The organism is Mycolicibacterium smegmatis, from assembly GCF_001457595.1.
GTDB classification, from domain to species: Bacteria; Actinomycetota; Actinomycetes; order Mycobacteriales; family Mycobacteriaceae; genus Mycobacterium; species Mycobacterium smegmatis.
Map to the genome: position 1 here is coordinate 3,969,390 of NZ_LN831039.1, position 26,198 is coordinate 3,995,587.

The 26,198-nt window shown below is 68.4% G+C and carries 24 protein-coding genes; 15 read left to right on the top strand and 9 right to left on the bottom strand.

The window, feature by feature from the left end:
* Window positions 1-36 precede the first annotated feature (36 nt).
* The 9 genes from AT701_RS19105 (at window position 37) to AT701_RS19145 (ending at window position 9,831) form a co-directional block, all read left to right on the top strand.
* The gene (locus AT701_RS19105; protein ID WP_014877833.1) at window positions 37-768 is read left to right on the top strand and encodes an SDR family NAD(P)-dependent oxidoreductase; all 732 of its coding nucleotides are present in this window, start codon (window positions 37-39) and stop codon (window positions 766-768) included.
* Window positions 765-2,048 carry a YlbE family protein gene (locus AT701_RS19110; RefSeq protein WP_011729348.1) on the top strand — a complete coding sequence of 428 codons (1,284 nt, stop codon included), beginning with the start codon at window positions 765-767 and terminating at the stop codon, window positions 2,046-2,048. The genes AT701_RS19105 and AT701_RS19110 overlap by 4 nt, the downstream gene beginning before the upstream one ends.
* Window positions 2,045-2,839 carry an SDR family NAD(P)-dependent oxidoreductase gene (locus AT701_RS19115; protein ID WP_058126403.1) on the top strand — a complete coding sequence of 265 codons (795 nt, stop codon included), beginning with the start codon at window positions 2,045-2,047 and terminating at the stop codon, window positions 2,837-2,839. The genes AT701_RS19110 and AT701_RS19115 overlap by 4 nt, the downstream gene beginning before the upstream one ends.
* Window positions 2,836-3,906 (top strand): hypothetical protein, encoded by a 1,071-nt coding sequence (locus tag AT701_RS19120; protein ID WP_003895272.1) that lies wholly within the window; start codon window positions 2,836-2,838, stop codon window positions 3,904-3,906. The genes AT701_RS19115 and AT701_RS19120 overlap by 4 nt, the downstream gene beginning before the upstream one ends.
* The gene (locus AT701_RS19125) at window positions 3,899-5,191 is read left to right on the top strand and encodes a type I glutamate--ammonia ligase (protein ID WP_011729350.1); all 1,293 of its coding nucleotides are present in this window, start codon (window positions 3,899-3,901) and stop codon (window positions 5,189-5,191) included. Before AT701_RS19120 ends, AT701_RS19125 begins: the two co-directional genes overlap by 8 nt.
* Window positions 5,188-6,567 carry a glutamine synthetase family protein gene (locus AT701_RS19130; RefSeq protein WP_058126404.1) on the top strand — a complete coding sequence of 460 codons (1,380 nt, stop codon included), beginning with the start codon at window positions 5,188-5,190 and terminating at the stop codon, window positions 6,565-6,567. The genes AT701_RS19125 and AT701_RS19130 overlap by 4 nt, the downstream gene beginning before the upstream one ends.
* Window positions 6,568-6,610: 43 nt before the next feature.
* Entirely contained in the window at window positions 6,611-7,555 is a 945-nt protein-coding gene (locus tag AT701_RS19135; RefSeq protein ID WP_011729352.1) for an alpha/beta hydrolase, read from the top strand.
* The gene (locus tag AT701_RS19140) at window positions 7,552-8,280 is read left to right on the top strand and encodes an SDR family NAD(P)-dependent oxidoreductase (protein WP_003895276.1); all 729 of its coding nucleotides are present in this window, start codon (window positions 7,552-7,554) and stop codon (window positions 8,278-8,280) included. The genes AT701_RS19135 and AT701_RS19140 overlap by 4 nt, the downstream gene beginning before the upstream one ends.
* Window positions 8,281-8,373: 93 nt before the next feature.
* Window positions 8,374-9,831, top strand: coding sequence for a flavin-containing monooxygenase (locus AT701_RS19145; RefSeq protein ID WP_058126405.1), 1,458 nt, complete (start codon window positions 8,374-8,376; stop codon window positions 9,829-9,831).
* 21 nt (window positions 9,832-9,852) lie between these two features.
* On the opposite strand, the gene coaE is transcribed toward AT701_RS19145, so the two are convergent.
* The 5 genes from coaE to AT701_RS19170 all read right to left on the bottom strand — a co-directional run bounded on the left by coaE (window position 9,853) and on the right by AT701_RS19170 (window position 13,929).
* Window positions 9,853-10,980, bottom strand: a complete 1,128-nt coding sequence (coaE, locus tag AT701_RS19150) for a dephospho-CoA kinase (RefSeq protein ID WP_014877836.1) — start codon at window positions 10,978-10,980, stop codon at window positions 9,853-9,855.
* A gap of 109 nt (window positions 10,981-11,089) precedes the next feature.
* Window positions 11,090-12,529: a 30S ribosomal protein S1 gene (gene rpsA / locus AT701_RS19155; RefSeq protein ID WP_003895279.1), complete on the bottom strand. Its 1,440-nt coding sequence runs from the start codon at window positions 12,527-12,529 to the stop codon at window positions 11,090-11,092.
* A gap of 205 nt (window positions 12,530-12,734) precedes the next feature.
* Window positions 12,735-13,316 (bottom strand): TetR/AcrR family transcriptional regulator, encoded by a 582-nt coding sequence (locus tag AT701_RS19160; protein ID WP_058126406.1) that lies wholly within the window; start codon window positions 13,314-13,316, stop codon window positions 12,735-12,737.
* A complete protein-coding gene (locus AT701_RS35280) occupies window positions 13,313-13,474 on the bottom strand; it encodes a hypothetical protein (RefSeq protein ID WP_011729355.1) in 162 nt (53 codons plus the stop codon). The genes AT701_RS19160 and AT701_RS35280 overlap by 4 nt, the downstream gene beginning before the upstream one ends.
* A complete protein-coding gene (locus AT701_RS19170; RefSeq protein WP_058126407.1) occupies window positions 13,471-13,929 on the bottom strand; it encodes a nuclear transport factor 2 family protein in 459 nt (152 codons plus the stop codon). The genes AT701_RS35280 and AT701_RS19170 overlap by 4 nt, the downstream gene beginning before the upstream one ends.
* A 154-nt stretch (window positions 13,930-14,083) precedes the next feature.
* On the opposite strand from AT701_RS19170, the gene AT701_RS19175 reads away from it, so the two are divergent.
* A complete protein-coding gene (locus tag AT701_RS19175; RefSeq protein ID WP_011729357.1) occupies window positions 14,084-15,244 on the top strand; it encodes a PrsW family intramembrane metalloprotease in 1,161 nt (386 codons plus the stop codon).
* Here AT701_RS19175 and AT701_RS19180 read toward each other — a convergent pair.
* The 3 genes from AT701_RS19180 to AT701_RS19190 are packed head-to-tail and all read right to left on the bottom strand — an operon-like array spanning window position 15,226 to window position 20,121.
* A complete protein-coding gene (locus AT701_RS19180; protein WP_011729358.1) occupies window positions 15,226-16,467 on the bottom strand; it encodes a threonine/serine exporter family protein in 1,242 nt (413 codons plus the stop codon). The genes AT701_RS19175 and AT701_RS19180 overlap by 19 nt on opposite strands.
* 11 nt (window positions 16,468-16,478) lie before the next feature.
* The gene (gene polA / locus AT701_RS19185) at window positions 16,479-19,205 is read right to left on the bottom strand and encodes a DNA polymerase I (protein ID WP_058127669.1); all 2,727 of its coding nucleotides are present in this window, start codon (window positions 19,203-19,205) and stop codon (window positions 16,479-16,481) included.
* Window positions 19,206-19,215: 10 nt separating this feature from the next.
* Window positions 19,216-20,121, bottom strand: coding sequence for a LysR substrate-binding domain-containing protein (locus AT701_RS19190; RefSeq protein WP_011729360.1), 906 nt, complete (start codon window positions 20,119-20,121; stop codon window positions 19,216-19,218).
* 70 nt (window positions 20,122-20,191) lie between these two features.
* Between AT701_RS19190 and AT701_RS19195 the strand changes: the two genes are divergently transcribed.
* The 5 genes from AT701_RS19195 to AT701_RS19215 all read left to right on the top strand — a co-directional run bounded on the left by AT701_RS19195 (window position 20,192) and on the right by AT701_RS19215 (window position 24,076).
* Window positions 20,192-21,340 carry a flavin-dependent oxidoreductase gene (locus tag AT701_RS19195; RefSeq protein WP_011729361.1) on the top strand — a complete coding sequence of 383 codons (1,149 nt, stop codon included), beginning with the start codon at window positions 20,192-20,194 and terminating at the stop codon, window positions 21,338-21,340.
* Window positions 21,337-22,008, top strand: a complete 672-nt coding sequence (locus tag AT701_RS19200) for an alpha/beta fold hydrolase (protein ID WP_011729362.1) — start codon at window positions 21,337-21,339, stop codon at window positions 22,006-22,008. Before AT701_RS19195 ends, AT701_RS19200 begins: the two co-directional genes overlap by 4 nt.
* A 58-nt stretch (window positions 22,009-22,066) precedes the next feature.
* The gene (locus AT701_RS19205; protein WP_011729363.1) at window positions 22,067-22,516 is read left to right on the top strand and encodes a Zn-ribbon domain-containing OB-fold protein; all 450 of its coding nucleotides are present in this window, start codon (window positions 22,067-22,069) and stop codon (window positions 22,514-22,516) included.
* Window positions 22,513-23,715, top strand: coding sequence for a lipid-transfer protein (locus AT701_RS19210; protein WP_058127670.1), 1,203 nt, complete (start codon window positions 22,513-22,515; stop codon window positions 23,713-23,715). Before AT701_RS19205 ends, AT701_RS19210 begins: the two co-directional genes overlap by 4 nt.
* Before the next feature lie 133 nt (window positions 23,716-23,848).
* Window positions 23,849-24,076 carry a DUF167 domain-containing protein gene (locus AT701_RS19215; RefSeq protein WP_003895291.1) on the top strand — a complete coding sequence of 76 codons (228 nt, stop codon included), beginning with the start codon at window positions 23,849-23,851 and terminating at the stop codon, window positions 24,074-24,076.
* A 125-nt stretch (window positions 24,077-24,201) separates the two neighbouring features.
* Here AT701_RS19215 and AT701_RS19220 read toward each other — a convergent pair whose 3' ends face one another.
* Window positions 24,202-26,193 (bottom strand): DUF7064 domain-containing protein, encoded by a 1,992-nt coding sequence (locus AT701_RS19220; RefSeq protein ID WP_058126408.1) that lies wholly within the window; start codon window positions 26,191-26,193, stop codon window positions 24,202-24,204.
* Between the last annotated feature and the right edge of the window lie 5 nt (window positions 26,194-26,198).

Here is a 26,198-nt window from a genome sequence, read left to right on the forward strand (position 1 = left end):
AGTTCAGCGCAGCTCACACTTCGAAGGGATCGTGGATTGAGTAACAAGGTGATCGTGACGGGCGGGGCGGGCGTGATCGGTCAGGCGATCTGCCGTCGACTGCTGCAGAGCGACTACGTCCCGGTGGCGGCCGATCTCAAGCCCGCCGTGGACCAACTCGATCTGACGCAGGAGAACATGACCGGCGCGCTGAAGGTCGCGATGGACGTCTCGGACCGCGAGAGCGTGCAGAGCGCGGTGGACTCGGTGGTCGAGGACGGCGACACTCTTTACGGACTGGTCAATTGCGCTGGCATTCTTCGCGATTCGTTCCTCGGCGAGCTGGACGAGGCCAAGCTGGAGCTGATGTTCCAGGTGAACATCGCCGGCATGGCCCGGGTGACCGACGCGGTGGCACCGCATCTGCGTGAAGGGTCCGCGATCGTCAACATCGGCAGCCTCACCGGGCACTTCGGCCGTTTCCGCGGTGCCTCGGTGTACGGGGCGACCAAGGCCGGGATCGCCGCCTACACCCGTTATCTGGCCGAGGAACTGGCCCCCCGCGGCATCCGCGTCAACAACATCGCCCCCGGCGTGATCCGGGCCCCGATGAGCCCGTCGATGGCCCGGGTGTCCGGCGGTGAGGAGATCAGCGCCAGTTACGCCATGCTCAAGCGCATCGGCGAACCCGAAGAGGTCGCCGAGGCCGTCGAATTCATGCTCTCACCGCGGGCGTCGTTCATCACCGCCCAGACCCTGCTCGTCGACGGCGGGGTGGTGGCCTGGTGACCACCGAGATCCACACCCCCACCGCCGCGACCGACGGGATCGACGTCGAGGCGGCCAACGCCACCGCGTTCGCTCGCCTCGACGAGGCCGACCCGTGGGTGATCGACGTGCGCCCCGCCCGCGAGGTGCTCCCCGGCTACCGCGACAACGTGGTGCTGACCTCCGGGGCGCCGATGCCGTGGTCGGCCTACACCGGTGGGCAACGCGAAGCCCTCATCGGCGGCGCCCTGTTCGAAGGCCTGGCCGCCACCCGCGAGGAGGCCATCGCGAAGTTCGACGACGGCACCATCGAGGTCGGGGCGTGCCACGATTACGGCGCGGTCGGATCGCTCGCCGGGATCTACACCGCCTCCATGCCGGTGTTCGTCGTGGAGAACCGCGCGCACGGCAACCTCGGGTTCTGCAACTTCTACGAAGGCAAAGAACCCCGCCGGCTGAACTACGGCTGTTACGACGCCGGCGTCCACGAACGCCTCGAGCATGTCAACACCGTGCTGGCCCCGGTGGTCGGCGAGGCCATCCGCCGCCAGGGCGGCATCGCGCTCAAACCACTCATCGCCCGCGCCCTGCGGATGGGTGACGAGGTGCATTCCCGCAACGCCGCGGCCTCGATCCTGTTCAACCGCGAGATCCTGCCCGCGGTCCTCGACATGGTGGGCGAAGGTGTCGCCGGGGTGCGCGAGACCATGCTGCACCTGGCCGAGAACGACTACTTCTTCCTGCGTCTGTCCATGGCCGCGGCCAAGGCGTCGGCCGATGCCATGGTGACCCCGGGGTCGACGCTGGTGTCGGCGATGGCGTTCTCCTGTCGCGGGTTCGCCATCAAGCTCGCGGGCCTGGGCGACCAGTGGTTCGAGGGGCCCCCGCCGATCCACCAGGGCAAGCTGTTCGCAGGCCACAGCGAAGACGAGATCACCTGGATGGGCGGGGAATCCCCGATCACCGAGACCATCGGCCTCGGCGGGTTCGCCCAGGCGTGTGCCCTGTCGCTGCAGGAGTACCAGGGCGGACTGCCCGAGGTGATGATCGAGCGCAACCGCGAGATGTACGCCATCACCCACGGCGAGAACAGCACCTACCGCATCCCGCTGTTCGCGTTCCGCGGCACCCCGACGGGCATCGACGCACGCAAGGTCCTCGACACCGGCGTCCTGCCGGTCATGGACGTCGGCCTGGCCGGACGCGACGGCGGGCAGATCGGCGCGGGCGTCATCCGAGCGCCGCGTGAGTGCTTCGCCGACGCCATGGCCGAGCACACCCGTAGATTCGGACGACCATGACCGTAGCCGCACAGACCGGACAAGCACCGACGAAGTCGCTCGCGTACACGTTCACCGGTGGCGACGCCGTCGTCACCGGCGCAGCGTCGGGCATCGGTGCCGCCACGGCCGCGATGCTGATCTCGGCAGGTATCCGCACGATCCGCCTCGACATCCGCACACCCGAACCGGACCCTGGTTTCGGCGCAGACCTGCAGGTCTGCTGTGCCGCCGATGTCCGCGACCCGGATCTGCTCACCACGCTGCGTGGACAGGGCGCGCCCGTGGACACCGTGAGCTACGTGGTGAACTGCGCAGGCGTCATCGACGACACCGGATTCGCCGGTGTGAGTCGCGAGCACTGGCTGCGGTGCCTTGAGATCAACCTGATGGGCGCCTACAACGTGCTCGACGCGTTCACCCCGGTGCTGCGGCAGAACCCACCGGCCGCGATCGTCAACGTCACCTCGATCGAGGCCGCCCGCGTCATCGCGCTGTCCAACCCCGATCCGACGCCGCAGTACGCCGCGTCCAAAGCCGGCCTGCGCATGCTGACCGAGACCAGCGCGCGGGCCCTGGCCGCCGACGGGATCCGCGTCAACAGCGTCGCGCCCGGATTCGTCGCGACGCCGATGGCCGCCGCGCACGGCAACACCGCGACCCTGCCGCCGTCGCTCGCACCGCGCGTGCCCGCGGGCCGATTCGCCCGGCCCGCCGAGATCGCCTGGGCCACCGCGTTCCTGCTGTGCGACCAGGCCACGTACATCACGGGTTCCGAACTGCGCGCCGACGGAGGATTTCAGCTGACATGACGCGGACACCCGTCACCCGGAACCCGGTGGCCTACGAGCCGGCACTGGGCCGCAACGCGCGCACCGGCGACTGGCAGGAACTGGCGCGCGGCACGTTCCGCACCGCGATCGAACGCGTCGAGGCACAACAGTGGGAGGCCGCGGCGCAACTGGTCGAGGTGGCGGTGCTCGAAGCCGAGGAACTCAACGACGTCTACCAACGCTGGCCGGCCGCCACCATGCAGTGGATCCGCGACCACGATGTCGCTCAGGCCGACCTCGACCGTGCCCTCGCACGCCTCACCGCACTCATCGGAGACCAGGCCATGGCGGGGATCAACGCCGAGTGGCCCACGTTCACCGACGCGGTCGCGGTGGCCGCCCGCGCGTGCCGCGACCAGGACCCCGCGGCCGCCGGGCTGATCGAGACCGCCCGGCAGGCATGGCAGCAGATCCACGACCGTGCCGTCGACCGCGTCGCGGGCATCGTCGACATCGCGGTCACGCTCGTCGGCGAACCAGCGCTCGGCGAGCTGTGGGATTTCCTCATGGCCGACTGGTACGAAATCCACGAGCGCCGTTACGCATTGGACAACCAGCCGTGGAGCGAATCAGCACACCAGCTGATGATCGCGATCGTCGACGGTTTCCACGCACATCTGGCAGGCACCGGGCGCCAGGGCGACATCGAACTCATCGAGGAGCCCGGGCGCACCGGATTCCGTTTCGCGCCATGCGGATCCGGTGGCCGGTCGCTCGACGCCCGCATCACCGACGGGGTACCCCGCTCCGGTGCACCGTTCGGTTTCGCCGTCACCACCGAACCACACGACTGGGCGTGGAACACCGTCGGCATCTGCTCGTACTGCGTGCACTGCTGCCAGCTCAACGAGGTCATGCCGATCGACCGGCTGGGCTACCCCACCCGCGTCATCGACCCGCCCACGTGGACACCGGATTCGCCGACCACATCCTGCACGTGGTGGGTGTACCACGATCTCGCCGACATCCCCGACCACGTCTACCACCGCGTCGGGCGCGATCCCGCCCGCCGGCCGAGCCCGACCAGAAGGAGTGCCGATGGCTGACCACGTCGCGATGACGCAGCTCGAAGTCGCCGATTACGACCTCGGGCTGCGCGGCAAGCTGGTGCGCTCATCGAAGACGCACGGTGCGTCGGGCCTGGCGTTCTGCACCATCCTGTACGGCCTCTCGCTCATCGACGATGTCACCGACACGCCGTTCAGCAACGCCGCCAACGGCTATCCGGACGCCCAGCTGGTGCCCGACGAGACCACCAGGGTCGCGCTGCCGTGGCGGCACGGCACCGACGCGGTGATCGCCGAACTCGTCGACGAGCAGGGCCGCCCGCTGGAGGTCTCGCCCCGCGCGGTGCTCGCCGGCCTCGCGGCCCGCTACGGCGAGCTGGGCCTGGCTCCCGTGCTGGGATACGAGTACGAGCTGTGGATCTTCCGCGACGGCGAGGGCACCTCACCGCCGATCCTGGGTGGGAGACCCGCGCACGGCCGCACAGAGAACGCCTACAGCCTCACCCGGTGCGCCGAGATCAACGACATCGCAACAGAGTTCGTCAACCGGATGGACCAGATCGGCATCGAGGTCGAGATGTTCCACGCCGAACTGGGTCCCGGGTTCTTCGAGTTCACCCTCGCTCCCGAGACCGCGCTGCGGGCCACCGACAACGCCGCGCGGGCGCGGCAGTACCTGCGGGACCTGTGCGCCGAGCGCGGTCTGCACGCGAGCTTCATGGCCAAACCGTTCGCCGACAAGTCCGGTGCGGGCGGGCATGTGCACTCGAGTCTCACCCGTGACGGCAACAACGTGTTCTCCGACGGGGCGGGCGCGCTGTCGGCCGAGGGCAGCCGCTACCTGGCCGGACTGCTGGCCGGGATGGCCGACACGTCGCTCATGCTCAACCCACATGTCAACTCCTACAAGCGCATCGACCCTGAGATGTTCACACCGGCCCTGGCGAACTGGGGATATGACGACCGTGGCACCTCGGCCCGCGTGATCCTCCCCGATGCGAAGTCCGCCCGCGTCGAACACCGCCGCCCCGGCGCCGACGCCAGCCCCTACCTGGTCGCCGCGGCGCTGCTGGCCGCGGGTCTGCGCGGCCTGCAGGAGGAGTTGCCGCTGCCGGAACGGGACGCCGAACCGACCGAACTGCCAGGGGATCTGGCAGGCGCGCTGGCGCATTTCGAGAACTCGACCTGGCTACCCGATCTGCTCGGCAAGGCGTTCTGCACGTCGTACGCCGCGACACGGCGGGCCGAACTGCAGCGGTACGAGCAGTGGCTACGCACGACGATCACCGACTGGGAACTGCATCGACACCTGGAGCACCAATGAGCAGCACATCTGCACTTCTCGACCTCGACCAGTTCGAAAAGCTCGCCGCGGCAGGCGAGATCACCACGGTGATCTGCGCGGCGCCCGATCCGTACGGCCGCCTGGTGGGCAAGCGCCTGACCATATCGGCCTTCCGGACGCTGGGCCTCGACGGCGGCGGCGTGAACGCCAGCAGCTTCATCTTCGCGGTCGACCTCGAGATGAACCCACTCGACCTCCCGGTGTCCAACGCCGCCAACGGCTGGGTGGACATCCGTCTGGTCCCGGATCTCTCGACGCTGCGGCGCGTGCCGTGGGAACCCACGGCGGCACTGGTGATCTGCGACGCCTACCACATGGATTCCGACGAGCCGCTGGCCGTCGCTCCGAGAACCATTCTGCGCCAACAGATCGACCGGGCCGCGCAGCAGGGTCTGCGGTTCAAGTTCGCATCCGAACTCGAGTTCTACCTGTCGTGCACCCCGCCGCGTCAGGCGTGGGACCTGGGCTATCAGAACCTCAAGATGATGTCGGACTACCGGTCGGACTACCAGATGATCCAGGCCGCGCGCGACGACTGGTTCATCGAGCGGATCCGCAACCAGATGCCCGAGTTCGGCGTACCCATCGAATCGTCGAAACCCGAATGGGGACTGGGCCAGCAGGAGGTCACACTCGACTACTGCGACACCTTGGAGATGGCCGACCGCCACGTACTGTTCAAGTACGGCGTCAAGCAGTTGACCCACAGCGCCGATCTGACCGTGACGTTCATGGCGAAACCCAAGATCGACGAGGTCGGCTCGTCGTGCCACCTGCACGTCAGCATGTGGTCGACCGACGACGACCAACCGCTGTGCTGGTGTCCCGAGCGCCGCGGCATGTCGGACCGCTTCGGCGCGTTCGTGGCCGGGCAGTTGCGTCACGCCATCGACATGAGCCTGATGTACGCCCCGACGGTCAACTCCTACAAGCGCTTCAAGCCCGATCAGTTCGCCGGGACCGCGATCGCGCTGGGGATGGACAACCGGTCGTGCGCGTTCCGGCTCGTGGGCAACGGACCGTCGTTCCGGGTGGAGAACCGCATCCCCGGTGCGGACGTGAATCCTTACTACGCGTACGCGGCGACCATTGCGGCCGGCCTCGACGGCGTCGAGGCGAACCTGCCCGCACCCGACATCTTCGACGGCAACGCCTGGACCCGCGAAGGTGTGGCGACCGTGCCGACATCGTTGCACCGCTCGCTGGACCTGTTCGCCGAGAGCAAGATGGCCCGAACCGCGTTCGGCGACGAGGTGTTCGACCATCTGCTGTCCTCGGCGCAGGGCGAGTTGGAGGCGTTCGACTCGCACACCGTGACCGACTGGGAGTCGCGCCGCTACTACGAACGCGTCTGACCAGCAATTCGTTTCTCATTGCATTGATTCAAAGGAGCAAAACATGCCGATCGATCCCATTGCCCAGAAGATGCTCGACGACGCCAAGGCCTCCGGGCGCCCCAACGCGCACCTGCTGCCGGTGCCCACCGCGCGGGAGAACTTCGAGAACACGTTCGCGGCGCTGCAGAAGCCCGATGTGCACCGCGTCACCGACGTCGCCATCGAGACCCGCGACGGTGCGGTCATCCCGGGCCGGCTCTACGTTCCCGCCGAGGGCGACGACCTGCCGTTGACGGTCTACTACCACGGTGGTGGCTGGCTGCTCGGCAGCGTCGACTCGCACGATGCGGCGACCCGACTGCTGGCCAAGGCCTCCGGCAGTGCGGTGCTTTCGGTGGGCTACCGCCTGGCCCCGGAGTCCCGCTTCCCCACCGCCGTCAACGACGCGATCGATGCCGTGGAATGGGCGCGCGCGTTCGGCGCGACGCTCGGAGTCGACACCTCGCGCCTCGCGGTCGCGGGTGACAGCGCCGGTGGCAACCTGGCCGCCGCCGTCGCGCTGCACTACCGCGACGCCGGGGAACCGGTGATCCGCCACCAACTGCTGGTCTACCCGGTGACCACGACCGACCTGACCAAGGGCATGGACCCGGAGTACGACGGCGTGATGCTCGAACGTGATGAGCTGCAATGGCATCAGGACAACTACCTGCCGGGGCCCGATGCGGCGTCGGATCCCCGGGTCAACGTTCTCGGCGCGGATCTGCACGGCCTGCCCGAGGCCACCGTCATCCTCGCCGAATGTGACCCGATTCGCCCCCAGGGCGAGCTCTACCTGCAGGCGCTGAAGGATGCGGGTGTGCCGGTGGAGAGCCACCTGACACCCGGTCAGGTGCACGGGTTCTTCGGCCTGGACGAGATCTTCCCGGCCGCCACCGCAGCCATGACATTCGCCGGGCAGCGCCTGGCGTCCGCGCTGGCCGTCGCCGGGCAGTCGACCCGATGAGCCGCACCGCGCTGGTCACCGGCGCCAACGGCGGCATCGGCTCGGCCACCGTCGCCCGGCTGGTCAAAAACGGCGTCGAGGTGATCGCGACCGATCTCGGCGAGCGCTCGGACACTGTGCCCGCCGACGCCGATTACGTGCCGTTCGATCTGCGCAGCGGTGATCCGCACGAATTGTTCGAACGGCTGGACGGCCGCGGACTGGACTACCTGGTCAACGCGGCAGGCGTGGCCCTGTTCGACCGCGACGGGTCGATGCTCGACATCGACGAATCCATCTGGGACGTCACGCTCGGGGTGAACCTGCACGGGCTGCGCAAGGTCACCGCAGCTGCGGTGGAACACCTGCGCAGGGGCAGCGGCAAGAGCATCGTCAACGTGGCGAGCACGGCCGGTTTGCGGGGTATGGACTCCCCTCTGGACGCCTATCAGGTGAGCAAGGCCGCCGTGGTGTCGTTGACACGCGCGCTGGCCCTGCAGCTGGCGCCGGAAGGCATCCGCGCGAACACCGTGTGTCCCGGTGCGATCCTCACCCCCATGATCGACCACCTCTACGTCGAGAACCCGGCACGCAGGGTCGACATGGAGAACCGCACGCCGATGCGCCGCCTGGGTATGCCCGACGAGATCGCAAGTGCCATCGCATTTCTGCTGTCCGACGAGGCGTCGTTCGTCACGGCGACCGACCTGGTGGTCGACGGCGGCTGGACCGCCCAGATCAAGTAGTCCCGAACGCCTCACGGGTGACGCCGCGGGCATTGACAATCCCCTTTTTGGTCTAAATACTCGACCTATAGATCTTATGAGACAGGAGTCAGGATGAGCGGGTCACCACGGGTCGCAATCATCGGATCAGGATTCAGCGGTATTGCCGCGGCGATTGCGCTGCGCAACAAGGGCATCGAAGACTTCGTCATCTTCGAGAAGGCGCCCGCACTGGGCGGGACCTGGTGGTACAACCGTTATCCGGGCGCTGAGGTGGACCTGGAGTCCCACATCTACTCGTTCTCGTTCGAGCGCTACGACTGGACGCGCACCCACGCCGGCTGGGCAGAACTGCAGGAGTACCTGAACCACGTCGCGGACAAATGGGACCTGCCGCGCCGGATCCGGTTCAACGAGAAGGTCGTCGACGTCCGCTGGTCGGATGCCGACCAGACCTACACCATCAGGACCGAATCCGGTGACGATCACGGGCAGTTCACCGCGGTCATCAGCGCCGTCGGCTTCCTCAACATCCCGCTGATCCCGCCGTTCGCGCGCGAGCAGAACGACTTCGAGGGCGCGATCTGCCACACGTCACGGTGGATCGACGGACTGGACATGACCGGCAAGAAGATCGGCGTGCTGGGCACCGGATCATCGGCCGTGCAGGTGGTCACCGAGGCCGAACGCGTCGGCGCCGAGGTCAAGATCTTCCAGATCGAGCCCAACTGGATCCTGCCGAAGGACAGTCGCGACTTCAGCCCGCTGGAACGGCGCCTCAACCGTCTGGCACCGGTCTACGCATACCGGCGGCTCAAGCTGTACCTCGGCTACGACCTGCGCCAGGTCCGCTCCAGCCACGCCAGGAGTGACGGCCGCACCAACCAGCGCAAGCACAGGGCCGCGGTGGCGTACCTGCAGCGCGAACTCGGCGACCGGCCGGACCTGCTCGAGCTCGCCACACCGTCGTTCCCGTACGAGGGCAGACGGACCGTCGTCAGCGACACCTACTACCAGGCGCTGCGCAGCCCCAAGGTGACGCTGGTCCCCCACGCCGTCAAGGGACTGTCCCGCACCGGCGCCATCGACGCCAACGGCGACGAACACGAACTCGACATCATCGTGCTGGCAACTGGTTTCGACGCCGCGAACTACCTGGGCAACTACCAGGTGCACGGCCGAAACGGAGTGGAACTGCACGACGCGTGGCAGGGCGAACCCGAGGCATTCCTGGGCATGATGGTGCCGAAGTTCCCGAACTTCTTCATCATGTACGGGCCCAACACCAACTCGATCCCGCTGGTGTCGTTCTACGAGGCGCAGGCAGCCTTCGCCGCGAGCCTGATCGCGCGGGCCACCAAGACCCGCGCGGGCAGCATCGAGGTCCGCCGGTCGGCGTTCGTCCTGTACAACGACTGGATCCAGGCCGCGCTCGCGAAAACCGTGTGGGCGCAGGTGCAGAACTACTTCCAGGCCGGCACGGGCCGCGTCGTGTCGCAGTGGCCGTTCGGCGCGACGCCCTACATCCTGGCGACAAAGCTGCTGCGCCGCATCGCCGTACGGCTGTCCTGACCCGCGGCGGGCTGGTGGAAGCTAGGGCCGCCAGCCCGTCGCATCCGCCCACTCCCACGCGCGACGATAGGCGTCGGAGATGTCGGCACCCGGGTTGGCCCGCAACCAGTCGGTGAACAGCAACGCGTACTGCTGGTTGGGCCAACCCGCCACGCGCAGATGGACATTCGTGGGCCGCCCGGGATCGGCCGAGGCATGCAGCCTGCTGCGCCACAGCGCGGCGTCCTCGGTGTGGTCGAACTCCGCGACGGTGCTGCGCGCGTCGGACTCGACCGCGTCGACACCGTCGGCGAGTGGCAGGTAGCCGACCGCGCGCAGGGCGTCGGCGAGTTCGTCGGCGATCTCCAGCGATTCCACCGTCACCTGCACGTCGATCACGTCGGGGGCATCCATGCCCGGCACGGCGGTGGGCCCGACGTGGTCGACGCGCACCACGCGATGTCCGCATGCGGTCTGCAGCCGCGCGACGATGCGGGCCGCCTGATCGGCCCACGTGTGGTCGAACGGCACCGGCTGCAACGGGGCAGCCACCGGTTCGCCGGCCTGGAGGTTACGTGCGAACGGCAGAATCCGGTTGAACCACAATTGCTTTGCGCGTTGCACCAGATCGTCCTGGCTTCCGGTGTTTTCCAGCCACACATCGGCGACGGCGCGGCGCTCCTCGACCGTGGCCTGCGCGGCGATACGCGTCCTGGCGTCCTGCTCGCTGAAGCCGCGATAGGAGATCAGCCGCTGCACGCGCACCTCCTCGTCGGCGTGCACAATCACCACCAACGGGAACAGCGGCGCCATCTTGGATTCGACGAGCAGCGGGATGTCCTCGACGATCACCGCGTCCGGCGGGGCCGACGCGATGAGCTCGGCGCGGCGTTCGGCGACCAGCGGGTGCACGATGCCGTTGAGTGTCGCACGCTTCTCGTCGTCAGGGAACGCGATCGCCGCCAGCGCGGGCCGGTTCAGCGCGCCGTCGGGAAGCAGGATCTCCTCGCCGAACGCCTCGACGAGGCGGGCGAGGCCCACGGTGCCCGGTTCGACGACCTCGCGGGCGATGACGTCTCCGTCGACGACGATGCCGCCGCACTCGGCGAAGGTTGCCGACACGGTTGATTTACCGGCACCGATGCCGCCGGACAGTCCGATACGCAACATGTGAGCGCTCCTCGACCACAGCTGGGGGTGACAGAAGGTGGAAAAAGAAACCACGCAGGAAGTCTGTTGACTTCCTGCGTGGTTTCAAACGACGTGACCTGCCGGGTGGCTAGGCGTTGCCGGCGAGCTTCTCCCGCAGAGCGGCGAGCTGCGCGTCGCTGGCCAGGGTGCCACCGGAGGACTCCTCCGAGCGCGACGAGCCGTTGGACACCGGTGCGTTGGCCGCCTCGGCCTCGGCAGCGGCGAACTTCTCCATCTGCGCGGTGTGCATCTTGTGGCGACGCTCGGCCTCGGCGTAGCGGGCCTCCCACTCCTCACGCTGCTTGTCGAAGCCCTCGAGCCATTCGTTGGTCTCGGGATCGAAGCCCTCGGGGAAGATGTAGTTGCCCTGCTCGTCGTAGCTGTCGGCCATGCCGTACTTCGACGGGTCGAACTCCTCGGTGTAGTCCTCGTTGGCCTGCTTGAGGCTCAGCGAGATCCGGCGACGCTCCAGGTCGATGTCGATGACCTTGACCATCGCGTCGTCGCCGACCTGGACCACCTGGTCCGGGACCTCGACGTGGCGCTCGGACAGCTCCGAGATGTGCACCAGGCCCTCGATGCCCTCCTCGACGCGGACGAACGCACCGAACGGCACCAGCTTGGTGACCTTGCCCGGGACGATCTGGCCGATCGCGTGGGTGCGGGCGAAGTGGCGCCACGGATCTTCCTGGGTCGCCTTGAGCGACAGCGAGACCCGCTCGCGGTCCATGTCGACGTCGAGCACCTCGACGGTGACCTCGTCGCCCACCTGGACAACCTCGGACGGGTGGTCGATGTGCTTCCAGGACAGCTCGGAGACGTGCACCAGGCCGTCGACGCCGCCGAGATCGACGAAGGCGCCGAAGTTGACGATCGAGGACACGACACCCTTGCGGATGGCGCCCTTCTGCAGCTGGTTGAGGAACTCGCTGCGCACCTCGGACTGGGTCTGCTCCAGCCAGGCGCGGCGCGAGAGCACCACGTTGTTGCGGTTCTTGTCGAGCTCGATGATCTTGGCCTCGATCTCCTTGCCGATGTACGGCTGCAGATCGCGGACGCGACGCATCTCGACCAGCGACGCAGGCAGGAAGCCGCGCAGGCCGATGTCGAGGATCAGGCCGCCCTTGACGACCTCGATGACGGTGCCCTTGACGGCCTCGTCCTTCTCCTTGAGCTCTTCGATGGTGCCCCAGGCACGCTCGTACTGAGCGCGCTTCTTGGACAGGATCAGTCGGCCTTCCTTGTCCTCCTTGGTGAGGACCAGAGCTTCGACCTCGTCGCCGACGGACACAACCTCGTTGGGGTCGACGTCGTGCTTGATGGAGAGCTCACGGGAAGGAATGACGCCTTCGGTCTTGTAACCGATGTCGAGCAGAACCTCGTCGCGGTCGACCTTGACGATGGTCCCTTCCACGATGTCGCCATCGTTGAAGTATTTGATGGTCTTGTCGATGGCGGCGAGAAAGTCCTCAGCCGAGCCGATGTCGTTGACGGCTACTTGCGGCGAGGTGACGGAGGGACTTGGCATGTGGTGGGTTGCTCCGGACAGGTGTAATCGTAGGGACAGTTCTTTTGTTGATCGTGCTCATTTCGGGCGGCGAATCTCTCGGCGTCGAAATGATGTATGCCGTGCTGGTCGTACACACGGGTACTCCCAGAGCCTACTCGACCGAGCACACGCAGGACAAACTCGCCCACCCCGGGTGGGTTCTCCCGCTCGTCAGAGACCCTTCTCACACCGGGCCTGTGCGTGCGAACGCACAGATCGCACGTGCGACGCGATCCAGATATTCCGACGTCACAGGCCGAAACAGTGCGATCAGACGCCAGAAGACCAGCGCGCCCATCGCGTCGACCAGCAGTTCGGAGTCGGCACCGGGGGCAAGCTCTCCGCGAGTGGCGGCGCGATCGAGAATATCGCGCGCACGCGCCCGGCGCGGCGTACCGACGGTGTCCATCAGTGCCTCGGCCAGCACCGGGTTGCGCTGGGCCTCGGCCAGCAGATCCGGGTACAGCCGGCGCATGCGTTCGTCGCCGATCCACCGGTTGACGTCCGCCAGGAGCGCCAGGACGTCACCGTACAACGATCCGGTGTCCGGCGCCGCGCCCTCGGGCAGCGCCAGGGTGCGCATCGCGGCCGCGGTCATCTCGATCTTCGACGGCCAGCGACGGTAGATCGCACCCTTGCCCGCACCGGCTCGTTTGGCCACGCCGTCGACGGTCATGGACCCGAACCCGTGTTCGGCCAGTTCCGAGAGCGCGGCATCGAGGATCGCCGCGGTGACCCTGGCCTCTTGCGGCCGTCCGGCCGTCACGGGCGCCTGGCGGTGTGCGACCGCACGAAGTCGGCGAACGACCGGGGTGCGGTGCCGGTCAGCCGTTCGACGGTGTCGGTGACCGTCGATTCCAGGCCGGCGCGGATCCGGTCGTCGAGCGCGGCGAGCACCAGGACGGTCGTCGCGGGGGCGGTCATTGCCCGTTACCCGAGAACGCGCTGGCGAGGGCCTCCACGCCGCCCGTTGCGCCGGCGATCGCGTGCGGGTTCCAGTAGTCACGGAAGGACTCGATGCCCTCGTCGCCGACCGTGATGACGACGACGTAGTCGATGTCGTACGGCTTTCCGGTCGCGCGCACGATGCCCGTGACACCCCACTCGAGCACGACCGTGCCGGGATCGGCTGTGTCGTGGCGGGTCTGGTGGCGGATACCCCGGATCTCGACGCTGCCGGACAACCCGCTCAGGTAGGTGCGCACCTCGTCGCGCCCCTTCGGTGACGGCCATCCGGGCGGTGCGAACGGGAACGTCGCGGTGCCGTGCGGCGCCCATTCGTCGGCGAAGGCGTTCATATCGCCTGCGAGCAGCGCCTGCTGCAGGCGATCGATGGTGCGGTGCGTGCGGGTGCGGGCCTCATCGGGCTCATGGGTCACGGCCGCCTCCGAATTCCGGAACGAGTTGGTTCCATTATTGCTGTGGGCAGAACAACCTCGGTGATCGCGGAGATATTTCTGCGGGCGCGCCCGCGAAGTGCCGCGCCCGATCGGCGCTGGTCACCGCTAGTCTGCGGGAGTGGCGAACACCCCGATGCCCCATCCGGCCCCGTCGCCGTGGTTCCACCCGCCCGCACCGCTGCCCCGTCCGGTCCGCGCGGTCGGTGCGCCGCTGGCGGTGGTCGTCAGTCTCGGCGTGCTCACGTGTTGCCTGGTGCTGCTGTTCACCGCACTCAACCCGGTCGGCGCGATCATCGGCCTCGTCCTGTCGAGCATCGCGATGGCCGGGGTGATCCTGGCGTATCTGTGGCTGGACCGATTCGAGCCCGAACCGCCGCGTCTGCTGCTGTTCGCGTTCGGCTGGGGCGCCTCGGTGGCCGTGGTGCTGTCGGTGATCCTGAGCCTGCTCGGCGACGCGCTGTTCCCGCCGAACCCCATGCTGCCGGAAGGTTTCGGGTCGACCGCGATCCGCGCGCCGATCATCGAGGAGGCCGCCAAGGGCCTGTTCCTGCTGATCATGATGACCGGCAGGCGGCGCAACGAACTCAACTCGCTCACCGACTGCCTGGTGTACGCGGGCATGGTCGGCGTGGGCTTCGCGTGGCTCGAGGACATCATGTACATCTCCAGCGCCGACTCGGTGGCCGGATCTCTCGTGACCGCGGCCATGCGCCTGGTCATGGCGCCGTTCGCGCACTCGCTGTTCACCACCATGACCGCGATAGGCGTGTTCTACGCGCTGCACCGGCGCAGCGGCGCGGCCAAAGCCCTGTGCATCCTGCTGGGCTATCTCGCCGCGGTGCTCATGCACGGCCTGTGGAACGGCTCGTCGCTGCTGGGCCTCGACACCTACTTCGTCGTGTACGTGGTGTGGATGGTGCCGATCTTCGCGCTGACCATCGTGCTGGCCGTCCACAGCCGCCGCCGCGAGCAACGCATCGTCGCCGCCAAGCTCCCCGGCATGGTGGACGCCAACCTCATCACCCCCAACGAGGCCACGTGGCTGGGCTCGCTGCGCACCCGTCGCGACGCCATCACCGTCGCGACCCGCGCAGGCGGCCGGCCCGCGGGCCGATCGGTCGCCGAGTTCGCCTCAGCCGTCGTCGAACTCGCGTTCGTCCGCGACCGCATCGACCGGGGCTTCGGCGACCAGCGCGTGTACGCGCTGCTGCAGGAGGAGGTGAACGCCGTCGCGCACGCCCGCGGGGCCGCACCGATTCTCGGCTGGCTCGCGCACTACCGCGCCGCGCGCTGAGGCGCCGTGGACCGCCGCAACCGCAACAGTTGCCACAACACCAGCCCCGCCTGAAGACCCAGCGCCACCGAGATCATCGAGATCACCGTCGCGGGAAACGCCGAGTCGCCGTCGGCACCGAAGAGTTCCGTCACGCCGATCAACCCCATCGAGCCGGGCACCAGCAGCCAGAACCCCGGCAGGATCAAGGTGATGGTGGGTGGCGCGCCGCGACGCCGCGAGATCGCGAGTGCCGACACCGTCAGCACCAGCCCTCCGCAGAAACCGCTCGCGTAGCTTCCCAGCACCGTGCCGCCCAGATACTGGGCCGCAAACGCCGTGTAGCAGATCACCACGAGCCAGGGCAGAAACGACAACGGCGGGGCGAGGAACAGCAGCACCCCGATCGCGTAGACCAGCACACCCAACCAGGGTGCCCACGGGCCGATCTTGTTGACCGCGTCGGTGCTCAGTGAGGACCCGTCGACGCCGAGGAACTGCGTGGCGATGAGGATCCCGAACGCCAACTGCGCGATCTGGACGAACCCGGCGATCAGCCGGCTGGTTCCCGAGATGACGTCGCGCGCGGTCAACTCGACGACCGCCAGCGTGATCGCCGCGCCGGGAAGGAACATCGCCAATGGCGGGATCAAGGCCCGCAGGTTCACGTGATCCATGCCGAGGCGGTGTGCACCCAGAAGGCAGATGGCCGTCACCGTGAACGCACTCACCGCGGGCAGCAGATGCTGCAGCATCCCGGCGCGCTGCACCACGACGTGGAACAAGCCGACCAGGAAACCCAGCACCGTCGCGACGAGCAGATTCAGCGCCGTCGGCTCCAGCACCAGCGCCAGGCCGGCACTCTGCACGCCGTAGCCCACGACGGCGACCCAGCCGGGAAACCGGTCGGGCATTTCCAGCACGCGATCGAGTTGCGCCTCACCGTCATCCGGGCGCACCGCGCCGCGCATGGCGTCCCGAACCAGACGCGCGAGCGGGAACATCTGCGCGAACCGGAGCTCGTGGTCGAGGTGGGCGGCCTCGACGATGGTTCCGTGTGCACCGGTCGGCCCGACGACCTGCACGTAATTGGGCAGGGCGATGAAATCGTTGCGCACCCCGTAGGCCGACGACGCGCGGTCGAGCATCTGCCGGATCAGGCTCACCGGGTAGTGCGCGGCGCCCATGGCGGCGCCCAGTCGAGTGATGAACCGGATCTGTTGTGCAGCAATCGGCTCGGTCATGGCAATCGGCGTCAGTGAGCCGCGGCGTCCCAGCTGCGGCCGTACCCCACCGACACCTCAAGTGGCACGTCGAGCGGATACGCGTTGCCCATGTGCTCACGGACCAGCTGTTCGAGCTCCCCCCGCTCCCCTTCCGAGACCTCGAACAGCAACTCGTCGTGGACCTGCAGCAGGATCCGCGAGCGCAGCCCAGCATCCTTGATCGCCTGGTCGACGTTGATCATCGCGACCTTGATGATGTCGGCCGCGCTGCCCTGGATCGGGGCGTTGAGCGCCGCACGCTCGGCCGCCTCGCGGACCTGGCGGTTGCTGCTGTCGAGCTCGGGCAGATACCGCCTGCGGCCCAGCACCGTCGAGGTGTAACCGTCCTTGCGGGCCTGGTCGACCACGTCACGCAGATAGTCACGCACCCCGCCGAACCGGTCGAAGTACTGCTCCATCTGCACCTTCGCCTCTTCGGTGGAGATCTTGAGCTGTTGCGCGAGCCCGTAGGCACTGAGGCCGTACGCCAGGCCGTAGGACATGGCCTTCACGCGGCGGCGCAACTCGGGCGTCACCTCGTCGATCGGCACCGAGAACGCCCGCGACGCGACGAACGAGTGCAGATCCTCACCGGTGTTGAACGCCTCGATGAGGCCCGCATCGCGCGACAGGTGCGCCATGATCCGCATCTCGATCTGGCTGTAGTCGGCGGTCATGAGCTCGGCGTAACCCTCGCCCACCACGAACGCGTCACGGATCCGGCGCCCGGCCTCGGTACGGATCGGGATGTTCTGCAGGTTCGGCTCGGTGGACGACAGCCGGCCGGTCGCGGCGATGGTCTGGTTGAACGTCGTGTGGATGCGCCCGTCGGAGGCCACCGAGTTGAGCAGCCCGTCGACGGTCACCTTGAGACGGGTGGCGTCGCGGTGCGCCAGCAGATGCTGCAGGAACGGATGGCCGGTCTTCTCGAACAGCGATTGCAGCGCGTCGGCGTCGGTGGTGTAACCGGTCTTGGTCTTCTTGGTCTTCGGCATCTCCAGCTCGTCGAACAGAACGGCCTGCAACTGTTTGGGCGAACCGAGGTTGATCTGCTTGCCGATCACCGAGTAGGCGGCCTCGGCCGCGTCGCGGATCTGATCGGCGAACTCGCTCTGCAGCTGTTCGAGCATGCCGAGGTCGACCGCGATGCCGGCATGCTCCATCTCGGCCAGTGTCCGCTGGACCGGCAGCTCCATGCGGCTCAGCAGCGACAGCGAGTCGATGCGAGCGAGCTCCTGGTCGAGCGCGTCGGCCAGGTCCAGCACGGCGCAGGCCCGCAGGATCACGGTCTGCACGGCCTGCTCGTCGACGCCGTCAGAATCGTCGAGCAGTGAAAGCTGCTGCTGCTCAGGGGTTTCCGCGCGCAGTTCGCGATGCAGGTAGCGCACCGCGAGGTCGTCGAGGGTGAAGCTGCGCTGCCCGGGCCGCACCAGGTACGCCGCGAGCGCGGTGTCCGACGTGACGCCCCGCAGCGTCCAGCCGCGCCCGGCCAGATCGTGCATCGCGAGCTTGGCCTCGTGCAGCGCCTTCGGCGGGCCCGGATCGGCGAGCCACGACGCCAGCGCGGCCTCGTCCTCGGGCGTCAGCGTCGAGGTGTCGATGTAGCGGCCGTCGCCGTCGGCCGCGACGATCGCGAGCGCGGTCGCATCGGCGTCGTACGCCTTGTGGGTGCCGACGACGGCGACGCCGAACCGGCTGCCGAGGCTGTGCTCGGAGAGCCACGCGGCGAGCTCACCGGGCTCCAGCGCGCGGCCGCGCACGTCGAAACCGTGCTCGACCTCTGGCTCGACCGCGACCAGCGTCTCGAACAGGCGGTCGCGCAGGACCCGGAACTCCAGGTCATCGAACAGCCGGTGGATCTGGTCGCGGTTCCACGGCTGCATGCGCAGCGTGTCGGGGGTCTGCGGGAGCGGCACGTCCCGGATCAGATCCGTGAGCTCGCGGTTGAGGATGACGCTCGACAGGTTGGCCCGCAGCGCGTCGCCGACCTTGCCCTTGACCGCGTCGACGTTGTCGACCAGCGCCTGCAGCGACCCGTACTCGACGATCCACTTGGTGGCGGTCTTCTCCCCCACGCCGGGGATGCCGGGCAGGTTGTCGCTCGGGTCGCCGCGCAGGGCCGCGAAGTCGGGGTATTGCTGCGGCGTGAGGCCGTACTTCTCCACCACGGCGTCGGGCGTGAACCGGGTGAGCTCGCTGACACCCTTGCGCGGGTAGAGCACGGTGACCTGGTTGCTCACCAGCTGCAGCGAGTCACGGTCGCCGGTGACCACCAGGACGCGGTAGCCCTCCTGCTCGGCCTGCGTGGCGAGCGTGGCGATGATGTCGTCGGCCTCGAACCCGGGTTCGGCGAGTACCGTGATGCCGAGGGCCCCGAGCACCTCTTTGGTGATGTCGATCTGCCCGCGGAACTCGTCGGGCGTCGCCGAGCGGCCCTCCTTGTACTCGGGGTACTTGTCCTTGCGGAACGTCTGCCGGGACACGTCGAACGCCGCGGCGATGTGCGTGGGCTGCTCGTCACGCAGCAAGTTGATGAGCATGGCGGTGAAGCCGTACACCGCGTTGGTGGTCAGGCCGCTCTGCGTCTTGAAGTTCTCCGCGGGCAACGCATAGAACGCCCGGAAGGCCAGCGAGTTGCCGTCCAGCAACATCAGGGTGGGCGTGTCGTCAGCGGCTTTGGCCGGTGTCTTCTTGGTTGCGGTCTTGGCGGGGCTCACGGCCCTCACTCTATTCGTGGCCACCGACGCGATCGGGGTCACCGAGGCCGAGTCGGCGCCGCGCCATCGTGACCAGCGCCCGCGCGGCCGGGCTCATCGGGCCGGTGGCCCGCCACGCGAACACCAGCCGGCCCCTCAGTTCGGGCGTGATCGGCAGCGGATGCAGCGCGGCACGGGCCCGCGCGACCGATTCGGGCAGCACGGCGGCCCCGAGTCCGCGCTCGGCGAGATCGGCAAGCGCGCCCGGCGTGGTCGCCTCGAAGGCGACGCGGACGTCCACCCCGGCCGCCCGGCACGCGCGGTCCAGTTGCCGCCGGATCCCGGTGCCGCGGGGCAGCGTGATCAGTGGCACGCCGGCGAGATCGGTCAGTGCGATACGCCGACGTCGTCGCCACGGATGGCCGTCGCCAACGGCGGCGACGATGCGCTGATCGGTCACGACCTCGGCGGCCAGCCCTTCGGGCAGCCCGGACCCGACGGAGATGATCGCGGCGTCCAGCCGCCCGGCCAGCAGGCCGTCGATGAGCGCGTCGGACTCGTCGGTGCCGAGCGTGATGTCCACGAGTTGGTGTGCGCCGTGGAACTCGGCGAGCAGTCCGGCCATGTCGAAGTCGTGCGCGGTGACGGTGCCGACGACGACCGAACCGCGCACGAGCCCGCTCACCTCGGCGACCGCGGTGCGTGCCGCGGCGACCGACCGCAGCGCCGCGTGCGCGTGCGGCAGAACGGCCTCGCCGGCCGCGGTGAGCCGGACCTCGCGCCTGCTGCGGTCGAACAGCGGCTGGCCGAGCTCGCGCTCGAGCTGGCGGATCGATGCGCTGACCGCGGGCTGCGCGACATGGATGCGCTGTGCGGCCCGCGTGAAATTGGCTTCCTCGGCGACCGCGACGAAGTACTCGAGCTGCCTCAGCTCCATAAGCGTTGATTATAGTTTCTGTTCTTTTTACGTATTGGATTTATGATTCTGGGCGGCCGAGGCTGGAGTCATGTCCATCACCACCACCGTTGCCATCGCCGGCGCCGGTATCGGCGGTCTCACCGCGGCACTTGCCCTGCAGCAGCGCGGTTTCGAGGTCGTCGTGCTGGAGAGCGCACACGAGCTGCGCCCGCTGGGCGTCGGGATCAACCTGCTACCCCATGCCGTGCGCGAACTCGACCACCTGGGACTCGGTGACGCCGTCGGCGACGCGTCCGTGGCGCCGACGGCGATCCGCTTCTACTCCGCCGACGGCACACTGTTGTTCACCGAACCGCGCGGACTGGCCGCCGGAGACACCCACCCGCAGTTGTCGATTCATCGTGGTCGACTGCAGATGCTGCTGCTCGCCGCGGTGCGTGAGCGCCTCGGTGCCGACGCCGTCCGGACCGGGGCGCGGGTCAGCGGTTTCCACGACGACGGCTCGCGCGTCGTCGTGCGCACCGATGCGGGCGACGTCAGGGCCGACGTACTCGTCGGCGCCGACGGCATCGGCTCGGTGGTGCGTGCGGCGCTGCATCCCGGCCCGGACCCGCTGCGGTTCTCGGGGATCACGATGTTCCGCGGCGCCGGTCGTATGGCGGCGTTCCTCGACGGGCACACGATGGCGATCGTCAAGGGCGACAGGGGCGATCAGGGCGTCGACCTCGTCACGTATCCGATCGCACCGGATCTGGTGAACTGGGTGGTCCAGGTGCCGCAGTCGGCGCCCACGTCGGCCGGGTGGAACACCCCCGCGTCGGCGGCGGACGTGCTGCCCCACGTCGCGGGCTGGCGTCTGGACTGGCTCGACGTCGACTCGTTGATCGGGAGCACGCCGCAGATCTTCACCTACCCGATGGTCGACAAGGACCCGGTGCGACAGTGGGGCCGCGGCGGCCGCGTGACGTTGCTCGGCGATGCCGCACACCCCATGTATCCCGTTGGCGCCAACGGCGGTTCGCAGGCCGTCGTCGACGCGCGGGTGCTGGCCGACCACCTCGCCGAGGCGGGCGTGCGCGGCCTGCGCACCTACGAGGCCGAACGCGCCGACGAGACCGCCGCGGTGATCGTCGCCAACCGCGAGATGCACCGCGCCGCCAACACGCGCTCGGCCACCGAACTCGACCGCGTCACCCGCAAGTACCGCACCGACACCGCAAGGAGCACCCGAGCATGACCACCTTCGTCCTTGTCCCCGGAATGTGCCACGGCGCATGGTGTTTCGACACCGTCACCGCTGCGCTGCGCGCGGCCGGCCATGAGGTGCTGGCCGTGACCCCGACCGGGGTCGCCGAACGCGCACACCTGCAGCACGCGGGCGTCAACCTCGACACCCACATCACCGACGTCGTCGCCGTGGTCGAGGCCTACGCGGCCGAACCGGTGGTTCTTGTCGGGCACAGTTACGGCGGCATGGTGATCACGGGCGCCGCCGACCGGATCCCCGACACCGTCGACGCGCTGGTGTACCTCGACGCGGTGGTGCCGCGCGACGGCGAGTCGTGCGCGGATCTGGTGAACGACGAGGAGCGCCGGTGGTACATGGAGACCGACGCGTCCGGCTTCGGGGTGCCGCCGCTTGAGTTCTTCGATCCGCGCGCGACCCCGCATCCGCGCGCGAGCGTGCTGCAACCGCTGCGTATCGGCGTCGACGTGAACCGCTTCCGTCGGCGGGTGTTCGTCTACGCGCGCGACTGGCCGGGCGAATCGCCGCTGCAGGCCTCCTACGACCGCGTCCGCAATGATCCGAACTGGACGTGCCACGAACTCGACGCCAAGCACAACCTGATGCGCGACGCGCCCGAGGAGCTGCTGCGCATCCTTGTCGACGTCGCCTCCCGATAGCCGGGACGAAACTGCAACACGTTTCAGTTTCTGGGCTCTGATCGTCTAGTCTGACCGTGTGCCAGGTGATACCGACGCCGCAACGCAACTACCGGCCATCGAGGGATGGTGGAGCGCAGACGAGTCCGGCGCCCCCCATCTGATCGGCGGAAAGTGCACGAAATGTGCCACGTACGTGTTCCCGCCGCGGGCCAACAACTGCCCCAACCCCGCCTGTGACGGCGACGAGCTGGCGCAGGTGCCGCTGTCGCGTCGCGGCAAGGTGTGGAGCTACACCGAGAACCGGTACGCCCCGCCGCCGCCCTACCCGTCGCCGGACCCGTTCGAGCCGTTCGCCGTGGCCGCCGTCGAACTGGCCGACGAGGGCCTGATCGTGCTGGGCAAGGTCGTCGAGGGCACGCTGGCCGCGGATCTGAAGGTCGGCATGGAGATGGAGTTGACCACCATGCCGCTGTACACCGACGACGACGGCGTCGAGCGCCTGACCTACGCGTGGAGGATCGCATGAGCGCACCCGAACCCGTCTACATCCTCGGCGCGGGTATGCACCCGTGGGGCAAGTGGGGACGTGACTTCACCGAGTACGGCGTCGTCGCCGCGCGCGCCGCGCTGGCCGAGGCCGGCCTCGACTGGCGCCAGATCCAGCTCGTCGCGGGCGCCGACACGATCCGCAACGGCTATCCCGGGTTCGTCGCCGGCGCCACGTTCGCGCAGAAGCTCGGCTGGAACGGCGTTCCCGTCACCTCCAGCTACGCCGCGTGTGCGAGCGGTTCGCAGGCGCTGCAGAGCGCCCGTGCACAGATCCTCGCCGGGTTCTGCGACGTCGCGCTCGTCATCGGCGCCGACACCACGCCCAAGGGCTTCTTCGCGCCCGTCGGCGGTGAGCGCAAGAACGATCCGGATTGGCAGCGGTTCCATCTGATCGGCGCCACCAACACGGTGTACTTCGCGCTGCTGGCGCGCAGGCGCATGGATCTCTACGGCGCCACGCTAGAGGACTTCGCGCAGGTGAAGGTCAAGAACGCGCGGCACGGACTCAACAACCCGAATGCGCGTTACCGCAAGGAGGCCAGCGTCGAGGACGTCCTGGCCAGCCCGGTGGTGTCGGATCCCCTTCGCCTGCTGGACATCTGCGCGACCTCCGACGGTGCGGCCGCGCTGGTGGTGGCGAGCAAGTCGTTCGTCGAGAAGCACCTCGGGTCGGTCGAGGGTGTGCCGTCGGTGCGTGCGATCAGCCTGCAGTCCCCGCAGTACCCGCAGCATCTTCCCGAGTTGCCCGACATCGCAACGGATTCCACGGCCGTGGTGAAAGCGCCCGAGCGTGTGTTCAAGGATCAGATCCTCGACGCGGCCTACGCCGAAGCCGGCATCGGGCCCGAGGACCTCAGCCTGGCCGAGGTGTACGACCTGTCCACCGCGCTCGAACTCGACTGGTACGAGCACCTCGGGCTGTGCGAGAAGGGTGAGGCCGAGCAGTTGCTGCGCAGTGGCGCCACGACGATCGGCGGACGCATCCCCGTCAACGCCTCCGGCGGTCTGGCGTGCTTCGGCGAGGCCATCCCCGCGCAGGCCATCGCGCAGGTGTGCGAGCTCACGTGGCAGCTCAAGGGTCAGGCGACCGGACGCCAGGTCGAGGGCGCCAAGGTCGGCATCACGGCCAACCAGGGGTTGTTCGGCCATGGCTCCTCGGTGATCGTCGCGCGTTAGCGCGTATCGCGTTATCGCGTATCGGCACGGTGCGTTAGGGAGCTGCTCCCCTTGCACCGCGAGCGTGCGTGTCTGCCGTGCAACACACCGCCCCGCAGCAGCACTCGGCGCACGCTCGCGCGAAAATGAGCGCGTGAGTGAAACCGTCGTCGTCCGCGTCAAACCGGGTAGCCGCAAAGGCCCGCTCGTCGAGACCGCCGACGACGGCACCCTCACCATCTACGTGCAGGAGCGCGCTGTCGACGGTAAGGCCAACGCGGCCGTCACGAAACTCCTTGCCGCACATCTGGGTGTGCCGCCGAGTCGCGTCGAGCTGGCCTCGGGTGCGACGGCTCGGCTGAAGCGTTTCCGCATCAGTTGACGCATCAGTTGACGCACGCTCGGCGGCCGCGAGCGTGCGTCAACTGCTGCAAAATCCCGGCGTGGCGGGCAGCAGACACGCACGCTCGCGGTGCCGACGACACCACCCCCGACGGGGGCAGAGACCTAACCCAGGTTGCGGTTCCACTCGAGCCAGCCGACGCCGGTACGGCCGTCGGCGGTGCGCACGGTGGCCCACGCGCGTGGGAACTGGCTGACCTTGCCCTCGGCGGAGACGAGCTTGACCGGGGCGTGGCCCTGGATGTCGACGGTGGCCTCGATGTCGCCGGACTGCAGGGTCAGCGTGGTGGTGACGGGCAGATCGTCGTCGCCGAGCGTGTGCTGTGCGGTCACGGACTGCAGTTCGACGAGTTCACCGTCGCGCTGCGTGTAGCCGACCCCGAGGGGTGGCATGTTCGGGATACGCAGGTCGACGCCGTGCAGGTGCGTGCCGTCGTCGAGATGCAGTGCGCTCCAGACCCATTCCATCGACCACCAGTCGCGCACGCCCCACGAGTGGTCGCGCTGGCCGACCACGGCCTCAAGCGGATGAACCGTCTCCCCCACGGTGACGGTTCCCGTGACGGTGCACGGGATCTCGTAGCGGGGCGTGATGCGGTACTGGTATGGCGTGCCGACGGTGGTCCACGTCAGGTCGAGTGTGACGTCGACGGGGGTGCCGGCCTCGCCGCGCAGCAGGGCCGCGGGATCGTCGTAGGCCTGCCCCTGCCCCGATGCGGTCACGCGGTAGGTCTGCAACGGCTCGCCGCGCTGCAACGAGAGTTCGACGCCGTCGCCGCAGACCCGCGCGACGTCGGTGGGCAGCGCCGCGTGGAAGTCGTTGAGCGCCACGGTCGGCAGATCCGGACCGCACACCAGCACGTTGATCCAGGAATGGTCCTGGTTGGGGATCAGCCCCAGGCGGATCCAGCCGCCGAATCCGGCTGCGGTGTCGACGAAGTCGAAGTACCAGCTCTCGTTCCACAGCGGCTCGTCGCCGGGGGTGTGCGCGTCGTCGTCCTCGGCGGCCGGTTGAAGCGGCGCGACGGGCACCGGCGGGGCGAGGATGTCGAGCGCGCCGGTGTCCAGCACGTGGCTGCAGTTCCGGTCGAGCATGGTCATGAACATCTGGTCGCCGCGTTCGGTGCGCTCGACGAGCATCGACGACACGATCGCCATCACCACGCCGAAGAAGCTCTGGCGCCGCACGTCTTCACGCACCTGGTCGAGCGTCAGCGGCGCGTCCGGTCCGAGTGCCTCGTGGTAGGCCCGCAGCAGCGCGTCGTAGTGTTCGCGGCGCACCTCGGACGGCAGCGAGCTGCCGACGAAGTACGCGACGTCGGTCAGCGCGGGACCCCAGGTGACGGTCTGCCAGTCGACGGCGGTCAGCGGCCGGTCGGCACCAGGATCGCCGAACAGCATGTTGTCGAGCCGATAGTCGCCGTGCACCAGGCCTTTCGGGCGTTCGTCCTCGGCGGCGAGGTAGCTGTCGAAGCTTTCGACGAGCCGCTCGCACACCTCGCGCTGCTGCGGCGTGATCATGTCGGCGTAGCGCTCGACGAACGCCGCGTACAGACCCGCGAGCATCGGCTGGCTGACCGGCGCCTCGCGCACGAGCCAGTCGGCGATGGCCGCACCGCGCGACGACGCGTGCGCCGCGCCGTGCACGTGCCCCAGCTGTACGAGCGCCAGCGTGGCCTGCTCGACGGTCGCACCCTGCAGTTCGTTGCCGACCGTCGCAGGCGCGGCATCCCCGAGCAGCAGGTCGAACGCGCCGGTCTGCGGGTCGAAGGCCGAGTGGTAGCACGGTGCGATCGGACCGGCGCCGAGTTGCGGTGCGATCTCGGTGTAGAACCGCACCTCCCGCTCGTACAGGCCCAATGCCAGGCCGGTCTGACGGCTGTTGGGGTCGGTGGCAGCCACTTTCAGCACCACCGACGCGGGTCCGTCGGTTCCGTCGGCGTAGCGCAGGGTCACGCGGTAGCACTCGCTCATCTGGCCCGTGCCGATGCGTTCGAAGCTGAAATCGGTGACCCGCCCGGCGCCGAGTGCGGCGGTCAGCCACTCGCCGGTCAGGTCGTCGGGACGTTCGATGACGGCATTCATGGTCGGTTGCACACACG

Bases quoted from the DNA above. Each gene is read 5' to 3' on its own strand.
- AT701_RS19115 (WP_058126403.1), top strand. From the start codon at position 2,045: ATGACCGTAGCCGCACAGACCGGACAAGCACCGACGAAGTCGCTCGCG.
- AT701_RS19120 (WP_003895272.1), top strand. From the start codon at position 2,836: ATGACGCGGACACCCGTCACCCGGAACCCGGTGGCCTACGAGCCGGCA.
- AT701_RS19125 (WP_011729350.1), top strand. From the start codon at position 3,899: ATGGCTGACCACGTCGCGATGACGCAGCTCGAAGTCGCCGATTACGAC.
- AT701_RS19130 (WP_058126404.1), top strand. From the start codon at position 5,188: ATGAGCAGCACATCTGCACTTCTCGACCTCGACCAGTTCGAAAAGCTC.
- AT701_RS19135 (WP_011729352.1), top strand. From the start codon at position 6,611: ATGCCGATCGATCCCATTGCCCAGAAGATGCTCGACGACGCCAAGGCC.
- AT701_RS19140 (WP_003895276.1), top strand. From the start codon at position 7,552: ATGAGCCGCACCGCGCTGGTCACCGGCGCCAACGGCGGCATCGGCTCG.
- AT701_RS19145 (WP_058126405.1), top strand. From the start codon at position 8,374: ATGAGCGGGTCACCACGGGTCGCAATCATCGGATCAGGATTCAGCGGT.
- coaE (WP_014877836.1), bottom strand. From the start codon at position 10,980: ATGTTGCGTATCGGACTGTCCGGCGGCATCGGTGCCGGTAAATCAACC.
- rpsA (WP_003895279.1), bottom strand. From the start codon at position 12,529: ATGCCAAGTCCCTCCGTCACCTCGCCGCAAGTAGCCGTCAACGACATC.
- AT701_RS35280 (WP_011729355.1), bottom strand. From the start codon at position 13,474: ATGACCGCCCCCGCGACGACCGTCCTGGTGCTCGCCGCGCTCGACGAC.
- AT701_RS19175 (WP_011729357.1), top strand. From the start codon at position 14,084: ATGCCCCATCCGGCCCCGTCGCCGTGGTTCCACCCGCCCGCACCGCTG.
- AT701_RS19180 (WP_011729358.1), bottom strand. From the start codon at position 16,467: ATGACCGAGCCGATTGCTGCACAACAGATCCGGTTCATCACTCGACTG.
- AT701_RS19190 (WP_011729360.1), bottom strand. From the start codon at position 20,121: ATGGAGCTGAGGCAGCTCGAGTACTTCGTCGCGGTCGCCGAGGAAGCC.
- AT701_RS19195 (WP_011729361.1), top strand. From the start codon at position 20,192: ATGTCCATCACCACCACCGTTGCCATCGCCGGCGCCGGTATCGGCGGT.
- AT701_RS19200 (WP_011729362.1), top strand. From the start codon at position 21,337: ATGACCACCTTCGTCCTTGTCCCCGGAATGTGCCACGGCGCATGGTGT.
- AT701_RS19210 (WP_058127670.1), top strand. From the start codon at position 22,513: ATGAGCGCACCCGAACCCGTCTACATCCTCGGCGCGGGTATGCACCCG.